Here is a 19,926-nt window from a genome sequence, read left to right as displayed (position 1 = left end):
TACGCACTTCTTCTCTTCATGCTCGCACACCGGGTGCGCGCGGGGCACGGGGCGGCGGCGGCCGGATGCGTCACATCGACGACATTGCCATCGTCAAACTGACGTGAAGCACGTATGATAGATAGCGTCATTTCGACGAAAAGTCGAGCAGAGCGAAGAAAGGGTGCGTGACGTGACCACGGCCCAGTCCCCCCAGGCCCCCGTTGACCTGGATGTTTCCCCCACGCCTCTGGCGCTCCTGCTGCTCGGCCGCGAGGCCGACCCCAAGAGCGAGCGCGGTGTGGAGTGCCCCGGCGACCTGCCCTCGCCGTCCGACCCGGATCTGGTGGAGCGGGCGCGCGCGGCCAAGGAAAGGCTCGGAGACAAGGTGTTCGTGCTCGGACACCACTACCAGCGCGACGAGGTCATCCAGTTCGCCGACGTCACCGGGGACTCCTTCAAGCTGGCGCGGGACGCGGCGGCCCGGCCCGAGGCCGAGTACATCGTGTTCTGCGGTGTGCACTTCATGGCCGAGTCGGCCGACATCCTCACCGGGGACGACCAGAAGGTCGTGCTCCCGGACCTCGCCGCCGGCTGCTCCATGGCGGACATGGCGACGGCCGAGCAGGTCGCCGAGTGCTGGGACGCGCTGACCGGGGCCGGCATCGCCGAGTCCGTGGTCCCCGTCTCGTACATGAACTCCTCCGCGGACATCAAGGCGTTCACGGGCAGGCACGGCGGCACGATCTGTACGTCCAGCAACGCCGAGCGGGCGTTGAACTGGGCGTTCGAGCAGGGCGAGAAGGTGCTCTTCCTGCCGGACCAGCACCTGGGGCGCAACACCGCGGTGCGCGACCTCGGCATGTCGCTCGACGACTGCGTCGTCTACAACCCGCACAAGCCGAACGGCGGGCTGAGCGTCGAGGAGCTGCGGGCCGCGAAGATGATCCTGTGGCGCGGGCACTGCTCCGTGCACGGGCGGTTCTCGCTGGACTCGGTGAACGACGTGCGGGAGCGGATACCGGGCGTGAACGTGCTGGTCCACCCCGAGTGCAAGAACGAGGTCGTCGCCGCGGCGGACTACGTCGGGTCGACGGAGTACATCATCAAGGCGCTGGAGGCCGCGCCGGCCGGGTCGAAGTGGGCCATCGGCACGGAGCTGAACCTCGTGCGGCGGCTCGCGAACCGGTTCGCCTCCGAGGACAAGGAGATCGTCTTCCTCGACAAGACGGTCTGCTTCTGCTCGACCATGAACCGGATCGATCTGCCGCACCTGGTATGGACCCTGGAGTCCCTGGCGGACGGCCAGTTGGTCAACCGGATCGAGGTCGACCGCGAGACCGAGCAGTTCGCGAAGCTGGCTCTTGAGCGCATGCTGGCGCTGCCCTGATCAAGCCCCTGCGGCGATTGAGCAGCGGGGTCCGGGGCAGAGCCCCGAAACCGGAGGCGGGGCGAGCGCCACATGTACGCTCGCCCCGCCTCCGGGGTGCCGCCCAAGGCGGCGGGGATCGTGATTACACGTTCGCCGGCTCCGGGTCGGTGGCCGGGGACTGGGGTGGGACCCCGGAGCCGCCACCGTCACCCCGCTTCGCGGCCCGCTTCGCCGCCCGCCGCTCCTTGCGAAGCTCCAGCATCGCGTAGAGCGTCGGCACGAGAAGCAGCGTCAGCAGGGTCGACGAGATCAGACCACCGATCACGACCACGGCCAGCGGCTGCGCGATGAAGCCGCCCTCGCCGGTGACGCCGAGCGCCATCGGGAGCAGGGCGAAGATCGTCGCCAGGGCCGTCATCAGGATCGGACGGAGACGGTGCCGCCCGCCCTCGACCACGGCCTCCACCACACCCAGGCCCTGGGCCCGGTACTGATTGATCAGGTCGATCAGGACGATCGCGTTCGTCACCACGATGCCGATGAGCATCAGCATGCCGATCATCGCGGGCACGCCCATCGCCGTACCGGTGGCGACCAGCAGGCCGATCGCGCCCGTGGCCGCGAACGGGATCGAGACCAGCAGGATCAGCGGCTGGGCCAGCGAACGGAACGTCGCCACAAGGAGCATGAAGACGATCGCGATCGCCGCGAGCATCGCCAGGCCCAGGTTCTTGAACGCGTCGTCCTGGTCCTCGCTGACGCCGCCGATGGTCGCCGTGGCGCCCTTCGGCAGGTCCAGCTTGGCGAGCTTCGACTGGAGGTCTGCGCTGACCGCGCCCGTGTTGTCGCCGTCCGGCTTCGCCGTGACCGTCGCCGCGCGGGCGCCGTCGATCCGGGTCATCGAGACCGGTCCGTCGACCGTCTTCACGGTCGCGATGTCTCCGAGCGTGACGCCGCCCGGCCCCATCGGCAGCTTCTTCAGCTCGGCCATCGTGGTGGCCGGCTTCGCCGACTTCACGACGATGTCTCGCTCGGTGTCGTCGATCGTCGCCTTGCCGCTGGTGGTGCCGCGCACCGCCTGGGTGACGGCGGCGCCGAGCGTCGTGTCGTTGAACCCGGCGGCGGCCGCCTTGGAGTTGGCCTTCACCGAGATCCGCGGGACGGACTGCGACAGGTCGCTCGTCACGTCGGTGACGTCGTCGAGATCGGCGACCGCGTCGCGGACCTGCTCGGACGCCTTCTCCAGCACGTCGCCGTCGGCGGCCTTCACGACCACGGACAGGTCCTGGCTGCCGAAGCCGTCACCGGCCGCGATCGTCGTCGTACCGACGCCGGAGAGCTGGCCGAGCTCGCGCTCGATCCGCTTCTGCGTGGCCTCGTACGTCGAGCTGTCCTTCAACTTCACCTGGTACGACGCCTGGTTGGTGTCGGTGCCGCCGCCGAAGGCGGCCATGAAGCCGGAGGAGCCGATGGTGACCTGGTAGTCCTCGATCTCGTCGATGCCCGAGAGCATCTTCTCGATCTTCTTCGCGGAGGCGTCGGTCGCCGACAGGCTGGTACCGGGGGCCAACTCCTGCTTGATGGAGAGGACTTCCTGGTCACCCTGGTCGAAGAAGTTCGTCTTGAGCAGCGGCGCCATGCCGAACGTGCCGACGAGCACGACCACCGCGATCAGCAGGCTGGTGAAGCGGCGACGCGTCGCGAAGCGCAGCACGGGAACGTAGATCCGCTGCAGCCAGGAGCGCGCCTCCTTCTCCTCGGCCTTGCGCCGGGCCTCCTCCGGGTCGACGCCGCGGGCCGCCTTGGGCGGGCGCAGGAACCAGTAGGACAGGACGGGCACGACCGTCAGCGAGACGAGCAGGGACGCGAGGAGCGCCGCCGTCACCGTGATGGAGAACGAGCCGAACAGCTCGCCCACCATGCCGCCGACCAGGCCGATCGGAAGGAAGACCGCGACGGTCGTGAGGGTCGAGGACGTGACGGCCCCGGCCACCTCGCGCACGGCCTTGAGGATCGCTTCCCTGCGTTCCTCGCCGTAGCCGAGATGGCGCTTGATGTTCTCCAGGACGACGATCGAGTCGTCGACGACACGGCCGATCGCGATGGTCAGCGCGCCGAGCGTGAGCATGTTGAGCGACAGGTCGCCGGTCCACAGCACGATCAGCGCGAGGACCACGGACAGCGGAATGGAGACCGCCGTCACGAGGGTCGAGCGCAGCGACGCCAGGAAGATCAGGATGATGACGACGGCGAAGAGCAGGCCGAGCGCGCCCTCCGTGGTCAGGCCCGAGATGGACTTCGAGACGGCCGGGCCCTGGTCGCTGACGACCGTGACCTCGGCGCCGGAACCGAGGTCGTCCTTCAGCTGCGGCAGCTTGTCCTTGACGGCCTTGGAGATGGAGACGGCCGAGCCGTCCTTGTCCATGGTGACCGCGAGCGACAGGCTGGGCTCGCCGTCGGTGCGGGTGATCGAGTCGGCCGTGGAGGGCTGCTGCTTCACCGTGGCGATGTCACCGAGGCGTACGGGCTTCTTGACGCCCTCACCCGTGATCATCAGGTCCTGGATCTGCTTCAGTGACGTGAAGCCGCCGCCGACCTGGACCGTGCGGTTCCTGCCCGCCTCGTCGAGCGAGCCCGCGGGCAGGGTGGCGCCGCCGGCCTTCAGGGACTCGGCGAGGGCCCCCGGGTTGATCCCGGCCGCGGCCATCTTCCGGTCGCTGGGCGTGATGTCGACCTGAAGGTCGCGGACGCCGTCGACCGTCACCTGCGAGACGCCGTCGATGTCCTTCAGCGTCGGCACGACGGCCTTGTCGAGCTGGTCGGCGAGCGCCTGCTGGTCCTTGTCGGAGGTGACGGCGAGGACGACGGTCGGGATGTCGTCGGTCGAACCGGCGACGACCTGCGGGTCGACGTCCTCGGGCAGCTGGGCGCGGGCCCGGTTGACGGCCTGCTGGACATCGGCGACGAGCTGCTTGGTGCCCTCCGTGCCGTAGTCGAACTGGGCCATCACCAGGGCGTTGCCCTCGCTGGCCGTGGAGGTGACGCCGGTGATTCCGTCGACCGCGTCGATGGAATTCTCGAGAGGCTCGACGACCTGCTTCTCCACCACGTCCGGGGACGCGCCCTGGTAGGGGGCGATGACGGAGACCATGGGCAGTTCGATCGAGGGCAGCAGCTGCTGCTTGAGCTGAGGGATCGCGATCGCGCCGAAGACGATCGCGATGATCGAAATCAGTCCGATGAGGGCGCGTTGGGCGAGGCTGAATCTCGACAGCCAGGACATGGATCGAGTCTCCGTGGGACGTGAGCGGAAGATGAAGGCCCGTGGCATGACAAGTCGTGCGGTGTGAGGCTCGGGCCCACGGTCCACCCTCGGTCATGCGTGCGACCCGATTCGTCGCTCCCAGGTCCCGTTCTTGTCCGCCGCCTACTGCGCCCGGAGTACACGTCCCGTAAGGGTCACTCCACCCTTGGGCGTACCAGGCCCGATTCGTACGCGATGACGACGAGTTGGGCGCGGTCCCGGGCGCCCAGTTTGGCCATGGCGCGGTTGACGTGGGTCTTCACGGTGAGCGGGCTGACCGCCAGGCGCTCGGCGATCTCGTCGTTGGAGTGGCCGCCCGCGACCTGGACGAGGACCTCGCGCTCGCGTCCGGTGAGCGCGGCGAGCCGCTCGGCGCGGCCGTCCGTGAGGCGCTCCCCCTCCTCGTAACCGTCCCCCTGCGCGAGGAACTTGGCGATCAGCCCTTTGGTCGCGACGGGCGAGAGCAGGGCGTCGCCCGCGGCCGCGATCCGCACGGCGCCGAGCAGTTCCTCGGGCTCGGCGCCCTTGCCGAGGAAGCCGGAGGCGCCGGCCCGCAGGGACTGCACCACGTACTCGTCGACCTCGAAGGTCGTCAGCATCACGACGTGCACGTGGCACAGGTCCGGGTCCGCGCTGATCTCACGGGTGGCGGCGAGGCCGTCGGTGCCGGGCATCCGGATGTCCATGAGCACGACGTCGGGGCGCTCGGAGCGGGCGAGGCGGACGGCCTCGGCGCCGTCGGAGGCCTCCCCCACCACCTCCATGTCGGGTTCGGAGTCGACGAGCACCCGGAAGGCGCTGCGCAGCAGGGCCTGGTCGTCGGCGAGGAGGACCCTGATCGTCGCGCTGGTCATGTGGTGGCGTCCTCGGGGGTGTCGGTGCCTTCGACGGGGGCGGCGCCGCCGGTGCGGGCCTTGGTCGGAAGGATCGCATGGACGCGGAAACCGCCGCCGTAGCGCGGTCCCGCGGTGAGGGCGCCGCCGAGCGCGGTGACGCGTTCGCGCATGCCGAGGAGGCCGTGGCCGCCGTTCGCGTCGGGTTCGTCGGGGTCGTGGGGGTAGTCGCCGTGCGCGGCGGCGGCGCCGGGGCCGTTGTCGAGAATGGTGATCTCCACGTTGGGTCCCACGCGTACGACGCTGACCTCGGCCCTGGCGTCGGAGCCCGCGTGCTTCTGCACGTTCGTCAGCGCTTCCTGTACGACGCGGAAGGCGGCGAGGTCGACGGCGGCGGGCAGGGCGGGGGCGTCCTTCGCGCGGGCCACCTCGACGGGCAGGCCCGCGTGCCGGAAGGTGTCGACGAGGTCGTCGAGCCGGTCGAGTCCCGGGGCGGGCTCGGTGGGGGCCTCCGGGTCGCCGGTCTGCCGCAACAGGCCGACCGTGGCGCGGAGTTCGTTGAGCGCGGAGCGGCTGGCCTCCCGGACGTGACCGAGGGCCTCCTTCGCCTGGTCGGGCCGCCGGTCCATGACGTGTGCCGCGACGCCGGCCTGCACGTTGACCAGCGCGATGTGGTGGGCGACGACGTCGTGCAGATCGCGGGCGATTCGCAGCCGCTCCTCGGCGACGCGGCGCCGGGCCTCCTCCTCGCGGGTGCGTTCGGCGCGTTCGGCGCGCTCCCGGATCGCGGTGACGAAGGCGCGGCGGGAGCGGACCGCGTCGCCCGCGGCGGCGGCCATCCCGGTCCACGCGAAGATCCCCAGGTTCTCCTGGGAGTACCAGGGCAGCGGTCCCGCGAACATGGCCACGCAGGTCAGCACCGCCATCGTCGCCAGGCCCACGCGCCAGGTCGTCGGGCGGTCCGTGGTGGCGGCGACCGTGAAGAGGGCGACGACCGCGGACATCACGACGGGGGCGCGGGGGTCGCCGGTGACCAGTTCGACGACGGAGACGATGGCGGTCGCCGCGAGTACGCACAGGGGGGCGCGGCGGCGGAACACGAGGGCGACGGCGCCGAGCAGCATCAGGACGAGGCTGGGCACGTTCGGGGTTCTGGCACCCCAGGCGTACGTTCCCTCCGGGCCGTGCGGGTCGACGAAGGAGCCGGCGACCATGCACAGGAGGACGCCGAGGGCGAGGGTGGCGTCCAGGGCCAGCGGATGCGTCCTGGCCCATCGTACGAAGGGGTTCACCGGGTTCACGGTAGCGCCCCGCAGCCCCCCGTCCGCCGGGAGCCGCTACCCGGGGATCAGGCCGTCGTCGCTGAGCATGTCGCGGACCTCCGCCAACGTCGCGTCCGCCGCGGGCAGGATCAGCTCGGACGGTTCGAGCGCATCGTCCGGCAGCGGAGCGCCCAGCCGCCGGACCGCGTCCAGCAGCGCCGTGAGCGTACGCCGGAAGCCGACCTCGTCACCGCTCTCCATCTCGGCGAGCAGCTCGTCGTCGAGCTTGTTGAGTTCGGTGAAGTGGTCGTCCGCCAACTCCACCTGGCCCTCCCCCATGATGCGGACGATCATGTCGGCCTCCAGCCTGCGGCGTACGCGCCGCTGCTACTGCTTGTCGAAGCGCGGGGTGTCCTGGGGCTGCTGCGACGACGGGGCCTGTCCCTGCTCCTGGCCACCCTCGAGCGCCTGCTGCGACGAGGACGAGCCACCGGACAGCTCCGCCTTCATGCGCTGCAGCTCCAGCTCTACATCCGTACCACCGGAGAGCCGGTCCAGCTCGCTCTGGATGTCGTCCTTGGCGAGCCCGGACGAGTCGTCGAGCGCGCCCGAGGCGAGCAGTTCGTCGATCGCGCCGGCTCGCGCCTGCAACTGCGCCGTCTTGTCCTCGGCGCGCTGGATCGCCATGCCGACGTCGCCCATCTCCTCGGAGATGCCGGAGAACGCCTCGCCGATCCGGGTCTGCGCCTGCGCCGCCGTGTACGTCGCCTTGATCGTTTCCTTCTTGGTGCGGAAGGCGTCGACCTTCGCCTGCAGCCGCTGGGCCGCGAGGGTGAGCTTCTCCTCCTCGCCCTGCAACGTCTGGTGCTGCGTCTCCAGGTCCGTGACCTGCTGCTGGAGTGCGGCACGGCGGGACAGCGCCTCGCGGGCGAGGTCCTCCCGGCCGAGCGCGAGCGCCTTGCGTCCCTGGTCCTCGAGCTTGGACGACTGGGACTGGAGCTGTCCGAGCTGCAGCTCCAGGCGCTTGCGGGACGTCGCGACGTCCGCGACCCCCCTGCGTACCTTCTGGAGCAGCTCCAGCTGCTTCTGGTACGAGTAATCGAGGGTCTCGCGCGGGTCCTCGGCCCGGTCAAGGGCCTTGTTCGCCTTCGCGCGGAAGATCATCCCCATACGCTTCATGACACCGCTCATGGGCTTCGCGCGCCCCCTTCTGACAGATCCAGCCTTGGTCCAGCTCCAGCACTGCGACAGAAACCACAGTACGGGTCCTGCCTCCATTACCGCACTGTTCAGGTACGGATGCGCTCATCCCCGAGGACGACTGCTCGTCGCCCCGATCCGGCGCAAGGAGTAGATGACCCCTGACGGAGGGACGCAGGGTGTTGCCGGATCGTTCCCCATGGCCCTGTGGTCGATGCATGACCACCACGTACCCTGGCGATTGTGTTCCGTAGCCGATCCAAGGACGACAAGGCCCAGGCCGCGCAGGCCAAGGTGACCATGTCCAAAGAGCCCCGAGACCCCCAGGCGCCCAAGGGCCGCCCCACGCCGAAGCGCAGCGAGGCCCAGACGCAGCGCCGCAGCGTGGCCAACACCAAGATGTCACCGAAGGAGGCCCGCACCCGCTCGCGCGACGAGCGCCGCACCGCGATGCAGCGCCAGCGCGAGGCGCTGGCCAACGGCGACGAGCGTTACCTGCCGGCCCGTGACAAGGGTCCGGTGCGCAAGTACGCGCGCGACTTCGTCGACTCGCGCTTCGCGATCGCCGAATACTTCCTGCCGATGGCGGTGGTCATCCTCGTCCTGAGCATGATCCGTGTCGGTTCGCTGCAGAACATCGCGCTGCTGCTGTGGCTGTTCGTGATCGTCGCGATCGTGGTCGACTCGGCCGTCACCGGCTTCCGCCTGAAGAAGATCCTCGCGGAGAAGTTCCCGAACGAGCGCCGCAAGGGCGCCGTCGCGTACGCGCTCATGCGCACGCTCCAGATGAAGCGACTGCGCCTGCCGAAGCCGCAGGTCAAGCGCGGAGAGCGGCCCTGAGCACGGACAGCACACTCAGCCCTGGCGACGTGGGCGGCACGGGTGGCACGGACGCTTTCGCCGGCGACGCCGTGCACTCCTGGCTGGACAAGCTCGGGGGGCTGCGCAACATCGTGCGCCAGGAGCTCGTGGCCAGGCAGCTCGACGAGCAGCTGGCCGCGCGGTTCCCCGTCGGCCAGCGGCTGCGGGTGCTCGACGTGGGGATGGGCCAGGGCACGCAGGCGCTGCGCCTCGCCCGCGCCGGGCACAAGGTGACCGGCGTGGAGCAGGACCCGGAGATGGTCGCCGTGGCGGGCCGGACGCTCGCCGCGGAGCCCGCGGGGGTGCGCGACCGGGTCCGGCTCGTGCAGGGCAACGGCATGGACACCGGTGTCCACTTCCTGCCGGGCAGCTTCGACGTCGTGCTCTGTCACGGCGTGCTGATGTACGTCGAGGATCCCGACGCGCTGCTCGCGGGCCTGGCCCGGATGCTGGCGCCCGGCGGGCTGCTCTCCCTCGTCGTGCGCAACGGGGACGCGCTCGCGATGCGGCCGGGGCTCGCCGGGGACTGGATCGGCGCGCTCGGCGCCTTCGAGACGACGAAGTACACGAACCGGCTCGGGCTCGACGTCAGGGCCGACCGGCTCGACCCGCTGACGGAGACCCTCGCGGGGATCGGTGCGCCGCTGCACTCCTGGTACGGGGTGCGGGTCTTCACCGATCAGGCCGCGGACGACGTGGTGGCGCCGGAGCACGGGGAGCTTCAGACGCTGCTCGCCGCGGAGGAGAAGGCGGGCCGCTCGGACCCGTACCGCCGGGTGGCGGCGCTCCTCCATTTGTGCGGAGTCCGCGGGTAACCGTTCACTCCGCCGCGGCGCCGGTGTGGTTGTTTCAAGCCCCTGCGGCGATTGAGCAGCGAGGTCCGGGGCAGAGCCCCGGGACCTCAGCAACGGCGCCGGTGTTGCGGTCCCGGGGCTCTGCCCCGGGCCCCGCGCCTCAATCGCCGGCGGGGCTTGATGAGTCCTCCGCGTGGAGGCTCATCGGCCCGTAGATGACCTTGTCGTCCTCGCGGAGCGTGACCTGGTCCGCTCCCCCGTCCGCGAGCTGCTTCCAGTACTCGCCGACCCAGGACTCGGCGTCCCCCTGCGTGGTGAACTCCTCGGGCTGTACCGCGGGAGCCACCTCCGTCCCGTCGGACTTCTCGAACCGCCACGTCCACGCCGCCATGTCAGCCTCCCGGTCTCGGACGTCCGCTGTACCGCTGTCCCCGGAAGCCTATCCGGGCGCGCGTCGATCAAGGAGGCGCGGGAGGATCTTCCTGTGGAACTGACACTGCTCGGCACCGGCGGCCCCGACGGGCTGCCCCGCCCCGACTGCCCTTGCGCCGCCTGCGCGACCGCGCTCAGCCGCGACGCCCGTGCCGCGACGGCGGTCCTGATCGACGGAACGCTGCTGCTCGACCTGACGCCGGGGGCCGCGTTCGCGGCGGCCCGTTCGGGGCACAGCCTCGGCGGCGTACGACAGGTGCTGCTCTCGCATCCGCACGACGGGCCCCCGGTCGAGGTGCCCGCGGGGCTTCCGCAGCCCGGCCGGGTGCCGGACGGCCGGGAGCTGGCGCTCATGAGCGGGCACCGGGTGCGGGCCCTCGCCCTGGACGCGCCGGGCACCGGCTACGAGGTGACAGGGCCCGAGGGCGAGCGGCTGCTGTACCTTCCGCCGGGCACCGCGCCCGCGGGCTTCGACGAGCCACGGGCGCCGTACGAGATGGTCCTCACGGATGTCGTCGGCCGCCCCGACGCGCTCGCGCGGCTGCGCTCCGTGGGCGCGATCGGACCGACCACCGATGTCCTCGCCGTCCATCTGGACCATGACGTGCCGCCCGGTCCCGAGCTGGTGCGACGGCTCGCGGCCGCGGGCGCGCGGGCCGTGCCCGACGGCACGACCCTGGACGTCGGTGTGTACGAGGACGTGCCCGACGTACCGCGCAGGACGCTGGTGCTCGGCGGGGCGCGGTCCGGGAAGTCGGTGGAGGCGGAGCGGCGCCTGGAGGCGTTCCCGGACGTGCTGTACGTGGCGACCGGCGGGACGCGCGGCGGGGACACGGAGTGGGCGCAGCGGGTGGCCGCGCACCGGGAGCGACGGCCCGGCTCGTGGCGGACGGCGGAGACCTGCGATCTCGTACCGCTCCTGACCGACACCGAGGACACCGCTCCGCTGCTGGTCGACTGTCTGTCGCTGTGGCTGACGTACGCGATGGACGAGGTGGGGGCCTGGGACGACGCCGAGTGGGCGGGCGGCGGCGAGAAGGCGCTGCGGGAGCGGGTGGCCGAGCTCGTCGACGCCGTCCGGCGCACGCGGCGCACCGTCGTCGCCGTCTCGAACGAGGTGGGTTCGGGGATCGTGCCCGCGACCGCGTCGGGGCGCCGCTACCGGGACGAACTGGGGCGGCTGAACGCGGCGTTCGCGGCCGAGTGCGAGCACGTGCTGCTCGTCGTCGCGGGTCAGCCGCTCGCGCTGCGCGGCTGACCCGAGGGCTCACGCGTCCGGGTCGCGGCGCGCGATCACCCGGTACGCGTTGGAGAAGCGGCTGCGGCGGGCCAGCGGGGCGACGAGCCGGTCGGCCGCGCAGGCGGCGAGGAACGCGGGCGCGACGGCGTACACGAGGACCTTGCGCAGGATGCGCTGGGCCTCGCCGGGGGCCTTGGTGCGCCACGGGTCGTCGGCGTCGGGCAGGTGCCGGCCCGCGAACAGGGCGAGTCCTGCCGCGAGATCCAGTGGGACGTGGGCCTCGCGGCGGTCGACGGCGACGACCGTGTAGCCGAGGGCGCGCAGTTCGGCGCGGAGGTTGGCGAGCGGGATCAGGTGCAGGTGCTGCGGCTGGAAGTACGAGATCCACCATTTGCCGAGGAGCTTCGCGAAGCGGCTCTCGGGGTCGGGCAGCTCGATCATCAGATGCCCGCCGGGGCGCAGCACGCGGCGGGCGGCCTTCAGTTCCTCGCGCGGGTCACGGGAGCGGTCCAGGTGGTGGAACATGCTCAGCGCGTCGTAGCCGCCCTCCAGTTCGGGGGCGAGGTCGGTGAGCAGGCCCCGGTGGGCCCGCTCGACGCGGCCCGCCCTGCGGGCCTCCTCGACGCCGTCGGCGCTGTCGAGGCCGTCGAAGGCGGTGTACGGCAGGACCTCGTGAGCGGCCGCGGGGAAGTGGCCCTGGCCCGTGCCGACGTCGAGCCAGCTCTCGGGTTCGAGGAACGCGGCGAGGGCGCGGGTGCGGGACCGGTCCCGGTGGGCGGAGGTGCGTGCGCGGAGGATCCACTCGGCCTGGTCGGCGTAGCGGCCCTCGCAGAAGTCCCGGTAGTAGAAGTCCAGGCCCTCTGGGGTGAGGCGGGGGTTCTGGAAGGAGTGGGCGCAGGAACCGCACTGGACGAGGGTGAAGCTGCCGGGCTTGTGCTGGAGGAGGTCGGTGGTGCGCAGGCGGGTGCGCAGCCGGGTGCTGCCGCACCAGGGGCAGTCGGGGCGGCGCGGCTCGTGGAAGCGTTCGGTGCCCTGGGCGAGTTCGGTGAGATACGCGGGGCGGCGCTCGGCGACGGCCTGAGGGGTGGCGGGGGCGGTCAAGGGTGCGGCCTCCAGTCATGGTCAGCTCATGGTCTGCGTTGTCGCAACAAGCGCGCGAGGCAGGACAATTCGACGCAAACATGAACGCAACCGATCATCTACGAGCAGTTCATGACACCCCGTGGGCGACTCACCGCCCGCCGCCAGGGTCCGCCGGAAGGACGCACCCATCGGGGTCCCGTGACGGACGGTGCAACTGAGGCCAGACCCGTGCGGCGGCCGGTACTGTTCGGCGAATGAGCTCGCTGAACCTCGACGACTTCTCCGATCTGATCGAGCGCCCCGACGGCGGCACCCGCCGCGACGCCGAGGAGCGCAGGGCCCGCTTCGCCGTGCCGCCGGGCGCCCTCGGCCGCCTCGACGAACTGGGCGAGTGGCTGAGCGCCGCCCAGGGCGCGGTGCCGGTGCGGCCCGTCGCGCGGCCGCGCGTGGTCCTCTTCGCGGGCGACCACGGCGTGGCCGGACTCGATGTGTCGAAGCGGGCCGCCGGCAGCGCGGCCGGACTCGTGCGGGAGGTCGTCGAGGGCGCCTCCACGGGCGCGGTGCTCGCGCGCCGGCTCGGCATCGGCGTACGCGTCGTCGACCTCTCCCTGGACTGCGAGCCCGACGAGCTGCCGGGGTCCGTCGACGACCGGCGCGTGCGGCGCGGCTCGGGGCGCATCGACACCGAGGACGCGCTCACCCTCGAAGAGGCGGAGGCCGCGTTCCGCGCGGGCATGGCGGTCGCCGACGAGGAGGCCGACTCCGGTACGGATCTCGTCGTCCTCGGAGACATCAGCGTCGGCGGCACGACGGCCGCGGCGACGCTCATCGCGGCGCTGTGCGGCACGGACGCGTCCGTCGTCACCGGGCGCGGCGGCGACCCCATCGACGACCTCGCATGGATGCGCAAGTGCGCGGCGATCCGCGACGCGCTGCGCCGGGCCCGGCCCGTCCTCGGCGACCAGCTCCAGCTCCTCGCCACGGTGGGCGGCGCCGACCTCGCGGCGGCGACCGGCTTCCTGCTCCAGTGCGCGGTGCGGCGCACGCCCGTGCTGCTCGACGGCGTGGTCTCCGCGGCCTGCGCGCTCGTCGGCCAGCGGGTCGCGTTCCGCGCCCCCGACTGGTGGCTGGCCGCGCATGCCTCCGGCGAACCGGCCCAGGCGAAGGCGCTCGACCGGATGGCCATGGACGTGCTCCTCGACCAGGACGTCCGGGTGGGCGGCGGTACGGGGGGCCTCCTGGCGCTTCCCCTGGTGCAGGCGGCGGCCGCGTTGGCGGCGGAGCTGCCGGAGGCGAAGCCGGCCGACCAGTAGGTGTGCGGCGGGGCCGCCCCCACGCCACGGGGCTCCGCCCCGGACCCCGCGCCGCAATCGCCGGCGGGGCTTGATGGGCAGGTAGCCTCCCCCGGTGTCCGAAACCACCTCCCCCGCCTCCCTGCCGGACGGCATACGTTTCGCCTTTGGGACGCTCACCGTTCTGCGCGTGAAGATCACCCGCTGGGACCGTGCGGCCGCCCGGGTCGGGATGCTGTGCGCGCCGCTCGCCGGGCTGGTCGTCGGGCTCGCGGCGGCCGCGGTCGGTGTGGCCCTGACGTTCCTCGGGGCGAACGCGCTGCTCGCCGCCGTCGCCGCCGTCGCGGTGCCGGCGGCACTGACCCGCGGACTGCACCTCGACGGGCTCGCGGACGTCGCGGACGGCCTGGGCAGCGGGAAGCCCGCCGACGACGCGCTGCGGATCATGAAGCAGTCGGACATCGGCCCCTTCGGCGTCGTCACGCTCGTCCTGGCCCTGTTCGCCCAAGTCGCGGTCCTGGCCGACCAGTTCGGGCAGTCCTGGTGGCGCGGCGCCCTCGCCGCGACCGTCTCCGCGGTGACCGCGCGACTGGCCCTGACCTTCGCCTCCCGCACCGGCGTCCCGGCCGCCCGCCCGGAGGGCCTGGGCGCGGCGGTCGCGGAGACGGTGTCGCGGCGTGCGGCGCTGATCGTGGGGGCGGTGGTGGTCGCGGCGACCGCGGCACTCTCGGTCCAGGCCGCCCTGGCCGTCGTCCTGGGCTGCGCGGCGGCCGAGCTCCTGTCCCGCCGCTGTGTCTCCCGCTTCGGCGGCGTCACCGGCGACGTCTTCGGCGCCCTCGCCGAGACAGCGGCCACGACGTCCCTGGTGATCCTCACGCTCGGGTGAACCCTTCAAGCCCTGCGGCGATTGAGCAGCGGGGTCTGGGGCAGCGCCCCAGCGGTGGGCCGCACCTGGACGAAGCACCCCAAGAACGACGGGCGTAGGCTCAGCCCCGGGCGGGCCAACTACCCCCGGCCCCGGCAAAGAAGCCGATCCACCCGATGAAAGAGGGACCTCACCACCGTGACTGCTCTGACTCTCAGCACCGCCGCGGCGACCGGCCTCCGCGCCGACGCGATCGTCGTCGGCGTCGTCAAGGGCGACAAGGGCCCGGTCGTCGCCCACGGCGCGGAAGCCGTGGACGAGGCGTACGACGGAAAGCTCGGTTCCGTCCTGGAGACCCTCGGCGCCAGTGGCGGCGAGGGCGAGGTGACCAAGCTCCCCGCCCCCTCCGGCCTCAAGGCGCCGATCGTGCTGGCGGTCGGTCTCGGCGGCGAGCCCGAGAAGTCCGCAACCGGCACAGCGTACGACGGCGAGGCGCTGCGCCGCGCCGCCGGTGTCGCGGCCCGCGCCCTGGCCGGTTCGAAGAAGGCCGCGTTCGCGCTGCCGGTCGACGACGCCGAGGACGCCGGCGCGATCGCGGAGGGCGCCCTGCTCGGCGCCTACGCGTTCGACGCCTACAAGGAGTCCCCCAAGGACCCGAAGAAGAACGGCAGGGCGCCGCTCGCCGAGGTCGCGATCCTCGGCGGCAAGCCCCGTGACAAGGCGTACAAGGCGGCCGTCGAGCGCGCCCTCGCCCTCACGGAGGAGCTCAACCGCGCCCGCGACCTGATCAACACCCCGCCGAACGACCTGAACCCGGAGTCCTTCGCCGCCGTCGCCCAGGCCGCGGCCAAGGAGCACGGCATCAAGGTGCAGGTGCTCGACGACAAGGCGCTCGTCAAGGGCGGCTTCGGCGGCATCCTCGGCGTCGGCGCCGGTTCCGCCTCGACGCCGCGCCTGGTGAAGCTCTCGTACAAGAGCACGAAGGCGAAGAAGCACCTCGCGTTCGTCGGCAAGGGCATCACCTACGACTCGGGCGGCATCTCGCTGAAGCCGGCCGGGCACAACGAGACGATGAAGTGCGACATGGCCGGCGCCGCCGCCGTGTTCGCCGCCGTCGTCACCGCGGCCCGCCTCGGCCTCGAGGTCAACGTCACCGGCTGGCTGGCGCTCGCCGAGAACATGCCCTCGGGCTCGGCCACCCGCCCCGGCGACGTGCTGCGCATGTACTCGGGCAAGACGGTGGAGGTGCTCAACACCGACGCCGAAGGCCGTCTCGTACTCGCCGACGCCATCGCCAAGGCCTCCGAGGAGACCCCGGACGCGATCGTCGACGTCGCGACGCTGACCGGCGCGATGATGCTGGCGCTCGGCTCCCGCACCTTCGGCATCATGGCCAACGACGACGCCTTCCGCGGCTCGATCCACGAGGCCGCCGAGGAGTCCGGCGAGCCGGCCTGGCCGATGCCGCTGCCGACGCACCTGCGCAAGGGCATGGACTCGTCGACCGCCGACATCGCCAACATGGGCGAGCGGATGGGCGGCGGCCTGGTCGCCGGTCTGTTCCTCCAGGAGTTCGTCGGCGAGGGCATCACGTGGGCCCACCTCGACATCGCGGGCCCGGCCTTCAACGAGTCGGCCCCGTTCGGTTACACGCCCAAGGGCGGCACGGGTTCCGCGGTCCGGACGCTGGTCCGCCTCGCGGAGCGGACGGCGGCGGGCGACCTCGGCTGACCCTCGCCCCTCCGGCAAAGCCACTGTTCAGCCCCCGGTGCCCGGCACCGGGGGCTGTTCGCTTTCGACGAAATCCGCATGTTTGTCCCCGCCCGTCACAGCTGTTTCCGGTGTAACAGCCGTCTCACCCCGGAGCCCGACGTCCCGACTCCCGCCGACAAGTGCGAGGATGGGGTACGGCAGGACAGGGCCCTCACCCAGGGCCGAAGAACGAGCGGCCGAACACCCCGCCGCCCGGTCGTCGGAGACCGGCGTACGGCGCACATGCATGGAGGACGTGACGTGGCGAACGACGCCAGCACCGTTTTCGACCTAGTGATCCTCGGCGGTGGCAGTGGCGGTTACGCCGCGGCCCTGCGCGGAGCGCAGCTGGGCCTGGACGTCGCCCTGATCGAGAAGAACAAGGTCGGCGGCACCTGCCTGCACGTTGGTTGCATCCCCACCAAGGCGTTGCTGCACGCCGGTGAGATCGCCGACCAGGCTCGCGAGTCCGAGCAGTTCGGCGTGAAGGCCACCTTCGAGGGCATCGACATGCCCGCCGTCCAGAAGTACAAGGACGAGGTCGTCACCGGTCTGTACAAGGGCCTGCAGGGGCTGATCGCCTCCCGCAAGGTGACGTACATCGAGGGTGAGGGCAAGCTCTCCTCCCCGACGTCCGTGGACGTCAACGGCCAGCGTGTCCAGGGCCGCCACGTCCTCCTCGCGACCGGCTCCGTGCCGAAGTCGCTGCCGGGCCTGGAGATCGACGGCAACCGGATCATCTCCTCGGACCACGCGCTGAAGATGGACCGCGTCCCGAAGTCCGCGATCGTCCTGGGCGGCGGCGTCATCGGCGTCGAGTTCGCCTCGGCGTGGAAGTCCTTCGGCACCGACGTCACGATCGTCGAGGGCCTCAAGCACCTCGTCCCGGTCGAGGACGAGAACAGCTCCAAGCTCCTGGAGCGCGCGTTCCGCAAGCGCGGCATCAAGTTCAACCTCGGCACCTTCTTCGAGAAGGCCGAGTACACGCAGGACGGCGTCCGCGTGACCCTCGCCGACGGCAAGACCTTCGAGGCCGAGGTCCTCCTGGTCGCCATCGGCCGCGGCCCGGTCTCCCAGGGCCTCGGCTACGAGGAGCAGGGCGTGGCCATGGACCGTGGCTTCGTCCTCGCCGACGAGTACATGCAGACCAACGTGCCGACCATCTCGGCCGTCGGTGACCTGGTCCCGACCCTCCAGCTCGCGCACGTCGGCTTCGCCGAGGGCATCCTGGTGGCGGAGCGCCTGGCCGGCCTGAACCCGGTTCCGGTCGACTACGACGGCGTGCCGCGCGTGACCTACTGCCACCCGGAGGTCGCCTCCGTCGGTATCACCGAGGCCAAGGCCAAGGAGATCTACGGTGCGGACAAGGTCGTCGCTCTGAAGTACAACCTTGCGGGCAACGGCAAGTCCAAGATCCTGAAGACCACGGGCGAGATCAAGCTCGTGCAGGTCAAGGACGGTGCCGTGGTCGGCGTCCACATGGTCGGCGACCGCATGGGCGAGCAGGTCGGCGAGGCCCAGCTGATCTACAACTGGGAAGCGCTGCCCGCCGAGGTCGCCCAGCTCGTGCACGCCCACCCGACGCAGAACGAGGCGCTCGGCGAGGCCCACCTGGCCCTCGCGGGCAAGCCGCTGCACGCGCACGACTAGCAGCCACGCCCCGTCCGTCGCAGTTGGGCGCGACGACCCACACCACAGACTTCCGCACTGCGTTGCCGCGCATTGCACATCGTTAAGGAGCAACAGAAACCATGGCGGTTTCCGTATCCCTTCCGGCGCTCGGTGAGAGCGTCACCGAAGGCACTGTCACCCGCTGGCTGAAGGCCGAGGGCGAGCGCGTCGAGGTCGACGAGCCGCTGCTCGAGGTCTCCACCGACAAGGTCGACACCGAGATCCCCTCCCCCGCCGCCGGCGTGCTGGCCTCCATCAAGGTCGCCGAGGACGAGACGGTCGAGGTCGGCGCCGAGCTGGCCGTCATCGACGACGGCTCCGGCGCCCCCGCGGCCGAGTCCGCCCCGGCCGCCGCCGAGGCCCCGGCCGCCGAGCCCGCCCCGGCCCAGGAGGCCCCGGCCCCCGCCGAGCCGGCCCCCGCCGCCGCCCCCGCCGCGCCTGCTTCTTCTGGTGGCAGCGCCTCCGGCACCGACGTCGTGCTGCCCGCACTGGGCGAGTCGGTCACCGAGGGCACCGTCACCCGCTGGCTCAAGGAGGTCGGTGAGGAGGTCGGCGAGGACGAGCCGCTGCTCGAGGTCTCCACCGACAAGGTCGACACCGAGATCCCGTCGCCGGTCGCCGGTGTTCTCCTCGAGATCACCGTGGGCGAGGACGAGACCGCCGAGGTCGGCGCCAAGCTCGCCGTCATCGGTGCCCCGGGTGCCGCCCCGGCCCCCGCCGAGGCCCCGGCTCCGGCCGCCCCGGCCGCCGAGCCCGCCCCGGCCCCGGCCGCCGCCCCCGCGGCTCCGGCTGCCCCGGCCGCGCCCGCCGCCCCGGCCCCCGCGCCGGCTCCGGTCGCCCCGGCCTCGCCGGCCACCCCCGCCGCGCCGGTCACCCCGGCCGACGAGGGCGCGTACGTGACCCCGCTGGTGCGCAAGCTCGCCTCCGAGCACGGCGTCGACCTGTCCACGGTCAAGGGCACCGGCGTCGGTGGCCGCATCCGCAAGCAGGACGTCACCGCCGCCGCCGAGGCCGCCAAGGCGCAGGCTCCGGCCGCCCCGGCCGCCGCCGCGCCGAAGGCCCCGACCCTGGAGGCCTCGCCGCTGCGTGGCCAGACGGTCAAGCTGCCGCGCATCCGCAAGGCCATCGCGGACAACATGCACAGGGCGCTGCAGGAGCAGGCTCAGCTGTCCTCGGTCATCGAGGTCGACATCACCAAGCTGATGAAGCTCCGCAACAAGGCCAAGAACGGCTTCGCCGCCCGCGAGGGCGTCAAGCTGTCCCCGATGCCGTTCTTCGTCAAGGCCGCCGTCCAGGCGCTGAAGGCCCACCCGGTCATCAACGCCCGCCTGAACTACGACGAGGGCACCATCACCTACTTCGACTCCGAGAACGTCGGCATCGCCGTCGACTCGGAGAAGGGTCTGATGACCCCGGTCATCAAGGGCGCGGGTGACCTCAACATCGCGGGCATCGCCAAGAAGACCGCCGAGCTGGCCGACAAGGTCCGCACGAACAAGATCGCCCCGGACGACCTGTCCGGCGCGACCTTCACGATCTCCAACACGGGATCGCGCGGCGCCCTCTTCGACACCGTCATCGTCCCGCCGAACCAGGTCGCCATCCTGGGCATCGGCGCCACGGTCAAGCGCCCGGTCGTCATCTCCGACCCGGAGCTCGGCGACACCATCGCCGTCCGTGACATGACGTACGTGACGCTCTCCTACGACCACCGTCTGGTGGACGGCGCGGACGCCGCCCGCTACCTGACGACGGTCAAGCAGATCCTCGAGGCCGGCGAGTTCACCGCCGAGCTCGGTCTGTAAAGACAGCAGGTGCGCGACGGCGCCCCCGACCGGAACCCTCCGGTCGGGGGCGCCGTCGTACGCGCGCGTGCGTAGCCGCACGCCCGGGTGGGCACCCCCTTGTGTAGCCCGCCCCCGACAAACGCTCTCTGTAACCGGCATCACCCGCCCCATGCGCGGCCGTACCCCGTCTGGCCAGGGC

At 71.7% G+C, this 19,926-nt stretch carries 16 protein-coding genes; 9 read left to right on the top strand and 7 right to left on the bottom strand.

The features are described from left to right. Positions 1-163: 163 nt before the first annotated feature. Positions 164-1,369, top strand: a complete 1,206-nt coding sequence (gene nadA / locus ACIA8D_RS35345) for a quinolinate synthase NadA (protein ID WP_399238366.1) — start codon at positions 164-166, stop codon at positions 1,367-1,369. Positions 1,370-1,493: 124 nt separating this feature from the next. On the opposite strand, the gene ACIA8D_RS35340 is transcribed toward nadA, so the two are convergent. From ACIA8D_RS35340 to ACIA8D_RS35320, 5 genes are all read right to left on the bottom strand, one after another. Further along, entirely contained in the window at positions 1,494-4,634 is a 3,141-nt protein-coding gene (locus ACIA8D_RS35340; protein ID WP_399238364.1) for an efflux RND transporter permease subunit, read from the bottom strand. A 176-nt stretch (positions 4,635-4,810) separates the two neighbouring features. Beyond that, positions 4,811-5,509: a response regulator gene (locus ACIA8D_RS35335; protein WP_399238362.1), complete on the bottom strand. Its 699-nt coding sequence runs from the start codon at positions 5,507-5,509 to the stop codon at positions 4,811-4,813. Then, on the bottom strand, positions 5,506-6,780 hold the full coding sequence (locus ACIA8D_RS35330; protein WP_399238360.1) for a sensor histidine kinase: 1,275 nt from the start codon (positions 6,778-6,780) through the stop codon (positions 5,506-5,508). The genes ACIA8D_RS35335 and ACIA8D_RS35330 overlap by 4 nt, the downstream gene beginning before the upstream one ends. Before the next feature lie 45 nt (positions 6,781-6,825). Further along, positions 6,826-7,104, bottom strand: coding sequence for a hypothetical protein (locus tag ACIA8D_RS35325; RefSeq protein WP_399238358.1), 279 nt, complete (start codon positions 7,102-7,104; stop codon positions 6,826-6,828). A 33-nt stretch (positions 7,105-7,137) separates the two neighbouring features. Next, a complete protein-coding gene (locus tag ACIA8D_RS35320; RefSeq protein ID WP_399238357.1) occupies positions 7,138-7,941 on the bottom strand; it encodes a PspA/IM30 family protein in 804 nt (267 codons plus the stop codon). A 252-nt stretch (positions 7,942-8,193) separates the two neighbouring features. Here ACIA8D_RS35320 and ACIA8D_RS35315 point away from each other — a divergent pair, with 252 nt between their 5' ends. After that, positions 8,194-8,790, top strand: a complete 597-nt coding sequence (locus tag ACIA8D_RS35315) for a DUF3043 domain-containing protein (RefSeq protein WP_399238355.1) — start codon at positions 8,194-8,196, stop codon at positions 8,788-8,790. 128 nt (positions 8,791-8,918) lie between these two features. Further along, the gene (locus ACIA8D_RS35310; protein WP_399238421.1) at positions 8,919-9,626 is read left to right on the top strand and encodes a class I SAM-dependent methyltransferase; all 708 of its coding nucleotides are present in this window, start codon (positions 8,919-8,921) and stop codon (positions 9,624-9,626) included. A 139-nt stretch (positions 9,627-9,765) separates the two neighbouring features. On the opposite strand, the gene ACIA8D_RS35305 is transcribed toward ACIA8D_RS35310, so the two are convergent. Then, positions 9,766-9,996 carry a hypothetical protein gene (locus ACIA8D_RS35305; RefSeq protein WP_399238354.1) on the bottom strand — a complete coding sequence of 77 codons (231 nt, stop codon included), beginning with the start codon at positions 9,994-9,996 and terminating at the stop codon, positions 9,766-9,768. A gap of 93 nt (positions 9,997-10,089) precedes the next feature. On the opposite strand from ACIA8D_RS35305, the gene ACIA8D_RS35300 reads away from it, so the two are divergent. After that, entirely contained in the window at positions 10,090-11,295 is a 1,206-nt protein-coding gene (locus ACIA8D_RS35300) for a bifunctional adenosylcobinamide kinase/adenosylcobinamide-phosphate guanylyltransferase (protein ID WP_399238353.1), read from the top strand. Between the two features lie 9 nt (positions 11,296-11,304). Here the strand turns inward: ACIA8D_RS35300 and ACIA8D_RS35295 are convergent, their stop codons facing one another. Further along, positions 11,305-12,378, bottom strand: coding sequence for a class I SAM-dependent methyltransferase (locus tag ACIA8D_RS35295; RefSeq protein WP_399238352.1), 1,074 nt, complete (start codon positions 12,376-12,378; stop codon positions 11,305-11,307). Positions 12,379-12,614: 236 nt separating this feature from the next. On the opposite strand from ACIA8D_RS35295, the gene ACIA8D_RS35290 reads away from it, so the two are divergent. The 5 genes from ACIA8D_RS35290 (at position 12,615) to sucB (ending at position 19,745) form a co-directional block, all read left to right on the top strand. Then, on the top strand, positions 12,615-13,673 hold the full coding sequence (locus ACIA8D_RS35290) for a nicotinate-nucleotide--dimethylbenzimidazole phosphoribosyltransferase (protein WP_399238351.1): 1,059 nt from the start codon (positions 12,615-12,617) through the stop codon (positions 13,671-13,673). A 94-nt stretch (positions 13,674-13,767) separates the two neighbouring features. Beyond that, positions 13,768-14,538 carry an adenosylcobinamide-GDP ribazoletransferase gene (locus tag ACIA8D_RS35285; protein ID WP_399238350.1) on the top strand — a complete coding sequence of 257 codons (771 nt, stop codon included), beginning with the start codon at positions 13,768-13,770 and terminating at the stop codon, positions 14,536-14,538. A gap of 177 nt (positions 14,539-14,715) precedes the next feature. After that, positions 14,716-16,248, top strand: coding sequence for a leucyl aminopeptidase (locus ACIA8D_RS35280; RefSeq protein WP_399238349.1), 1,533 nt, complete (start codon positions 14,716-14,718; stop codon positions 16,246-16,248). A gap of 282 nt (positions 16,249-16,530) precedes the next feature. Further along, entirely contained in the window at positions 16,531-17,919 is a 1,389-nt protein-coding gene (gene lpdA / locus ACIA8D_RS35275) for a dihydrolipoyl dehydrogenase (protein ID WP_399238348.1), read from the top strand. Positions 17,920-18,020: 101 nt separating this feature from the next. Continuing rightward, a complete protein-coding gene (gene sucB, locus ACIA8D_RS35270) occupies positions 18,021-19,745 on the top strand; it encodes a 2-oxoglutarate dehydrogenase, E2 component, dihydrolipoamide succinyltransferase (protein ID WP_399238347.1) in 1,725 nt (574 codons plus the stop codon). The last annotated feature ends 181 nt before the right edge of the window (positions 19,746-19,926 follow it).

The sequence above is a fragment of the Streptomyces sp. NPDC051684 genome (assembly GCF_044453445.1).
In the GTDB taxonomy this organism is placed as follows: Bacteria; Actinomycetota; Actinomycetes; order Streptomycetales; family Streptomycetaceae; genus Streptomyces.
The sequence above is the reverse complement of the archived record's forward strand: the minus strand, read 5'-3'. Positions and strand labels throughout refer to the sequence as shown.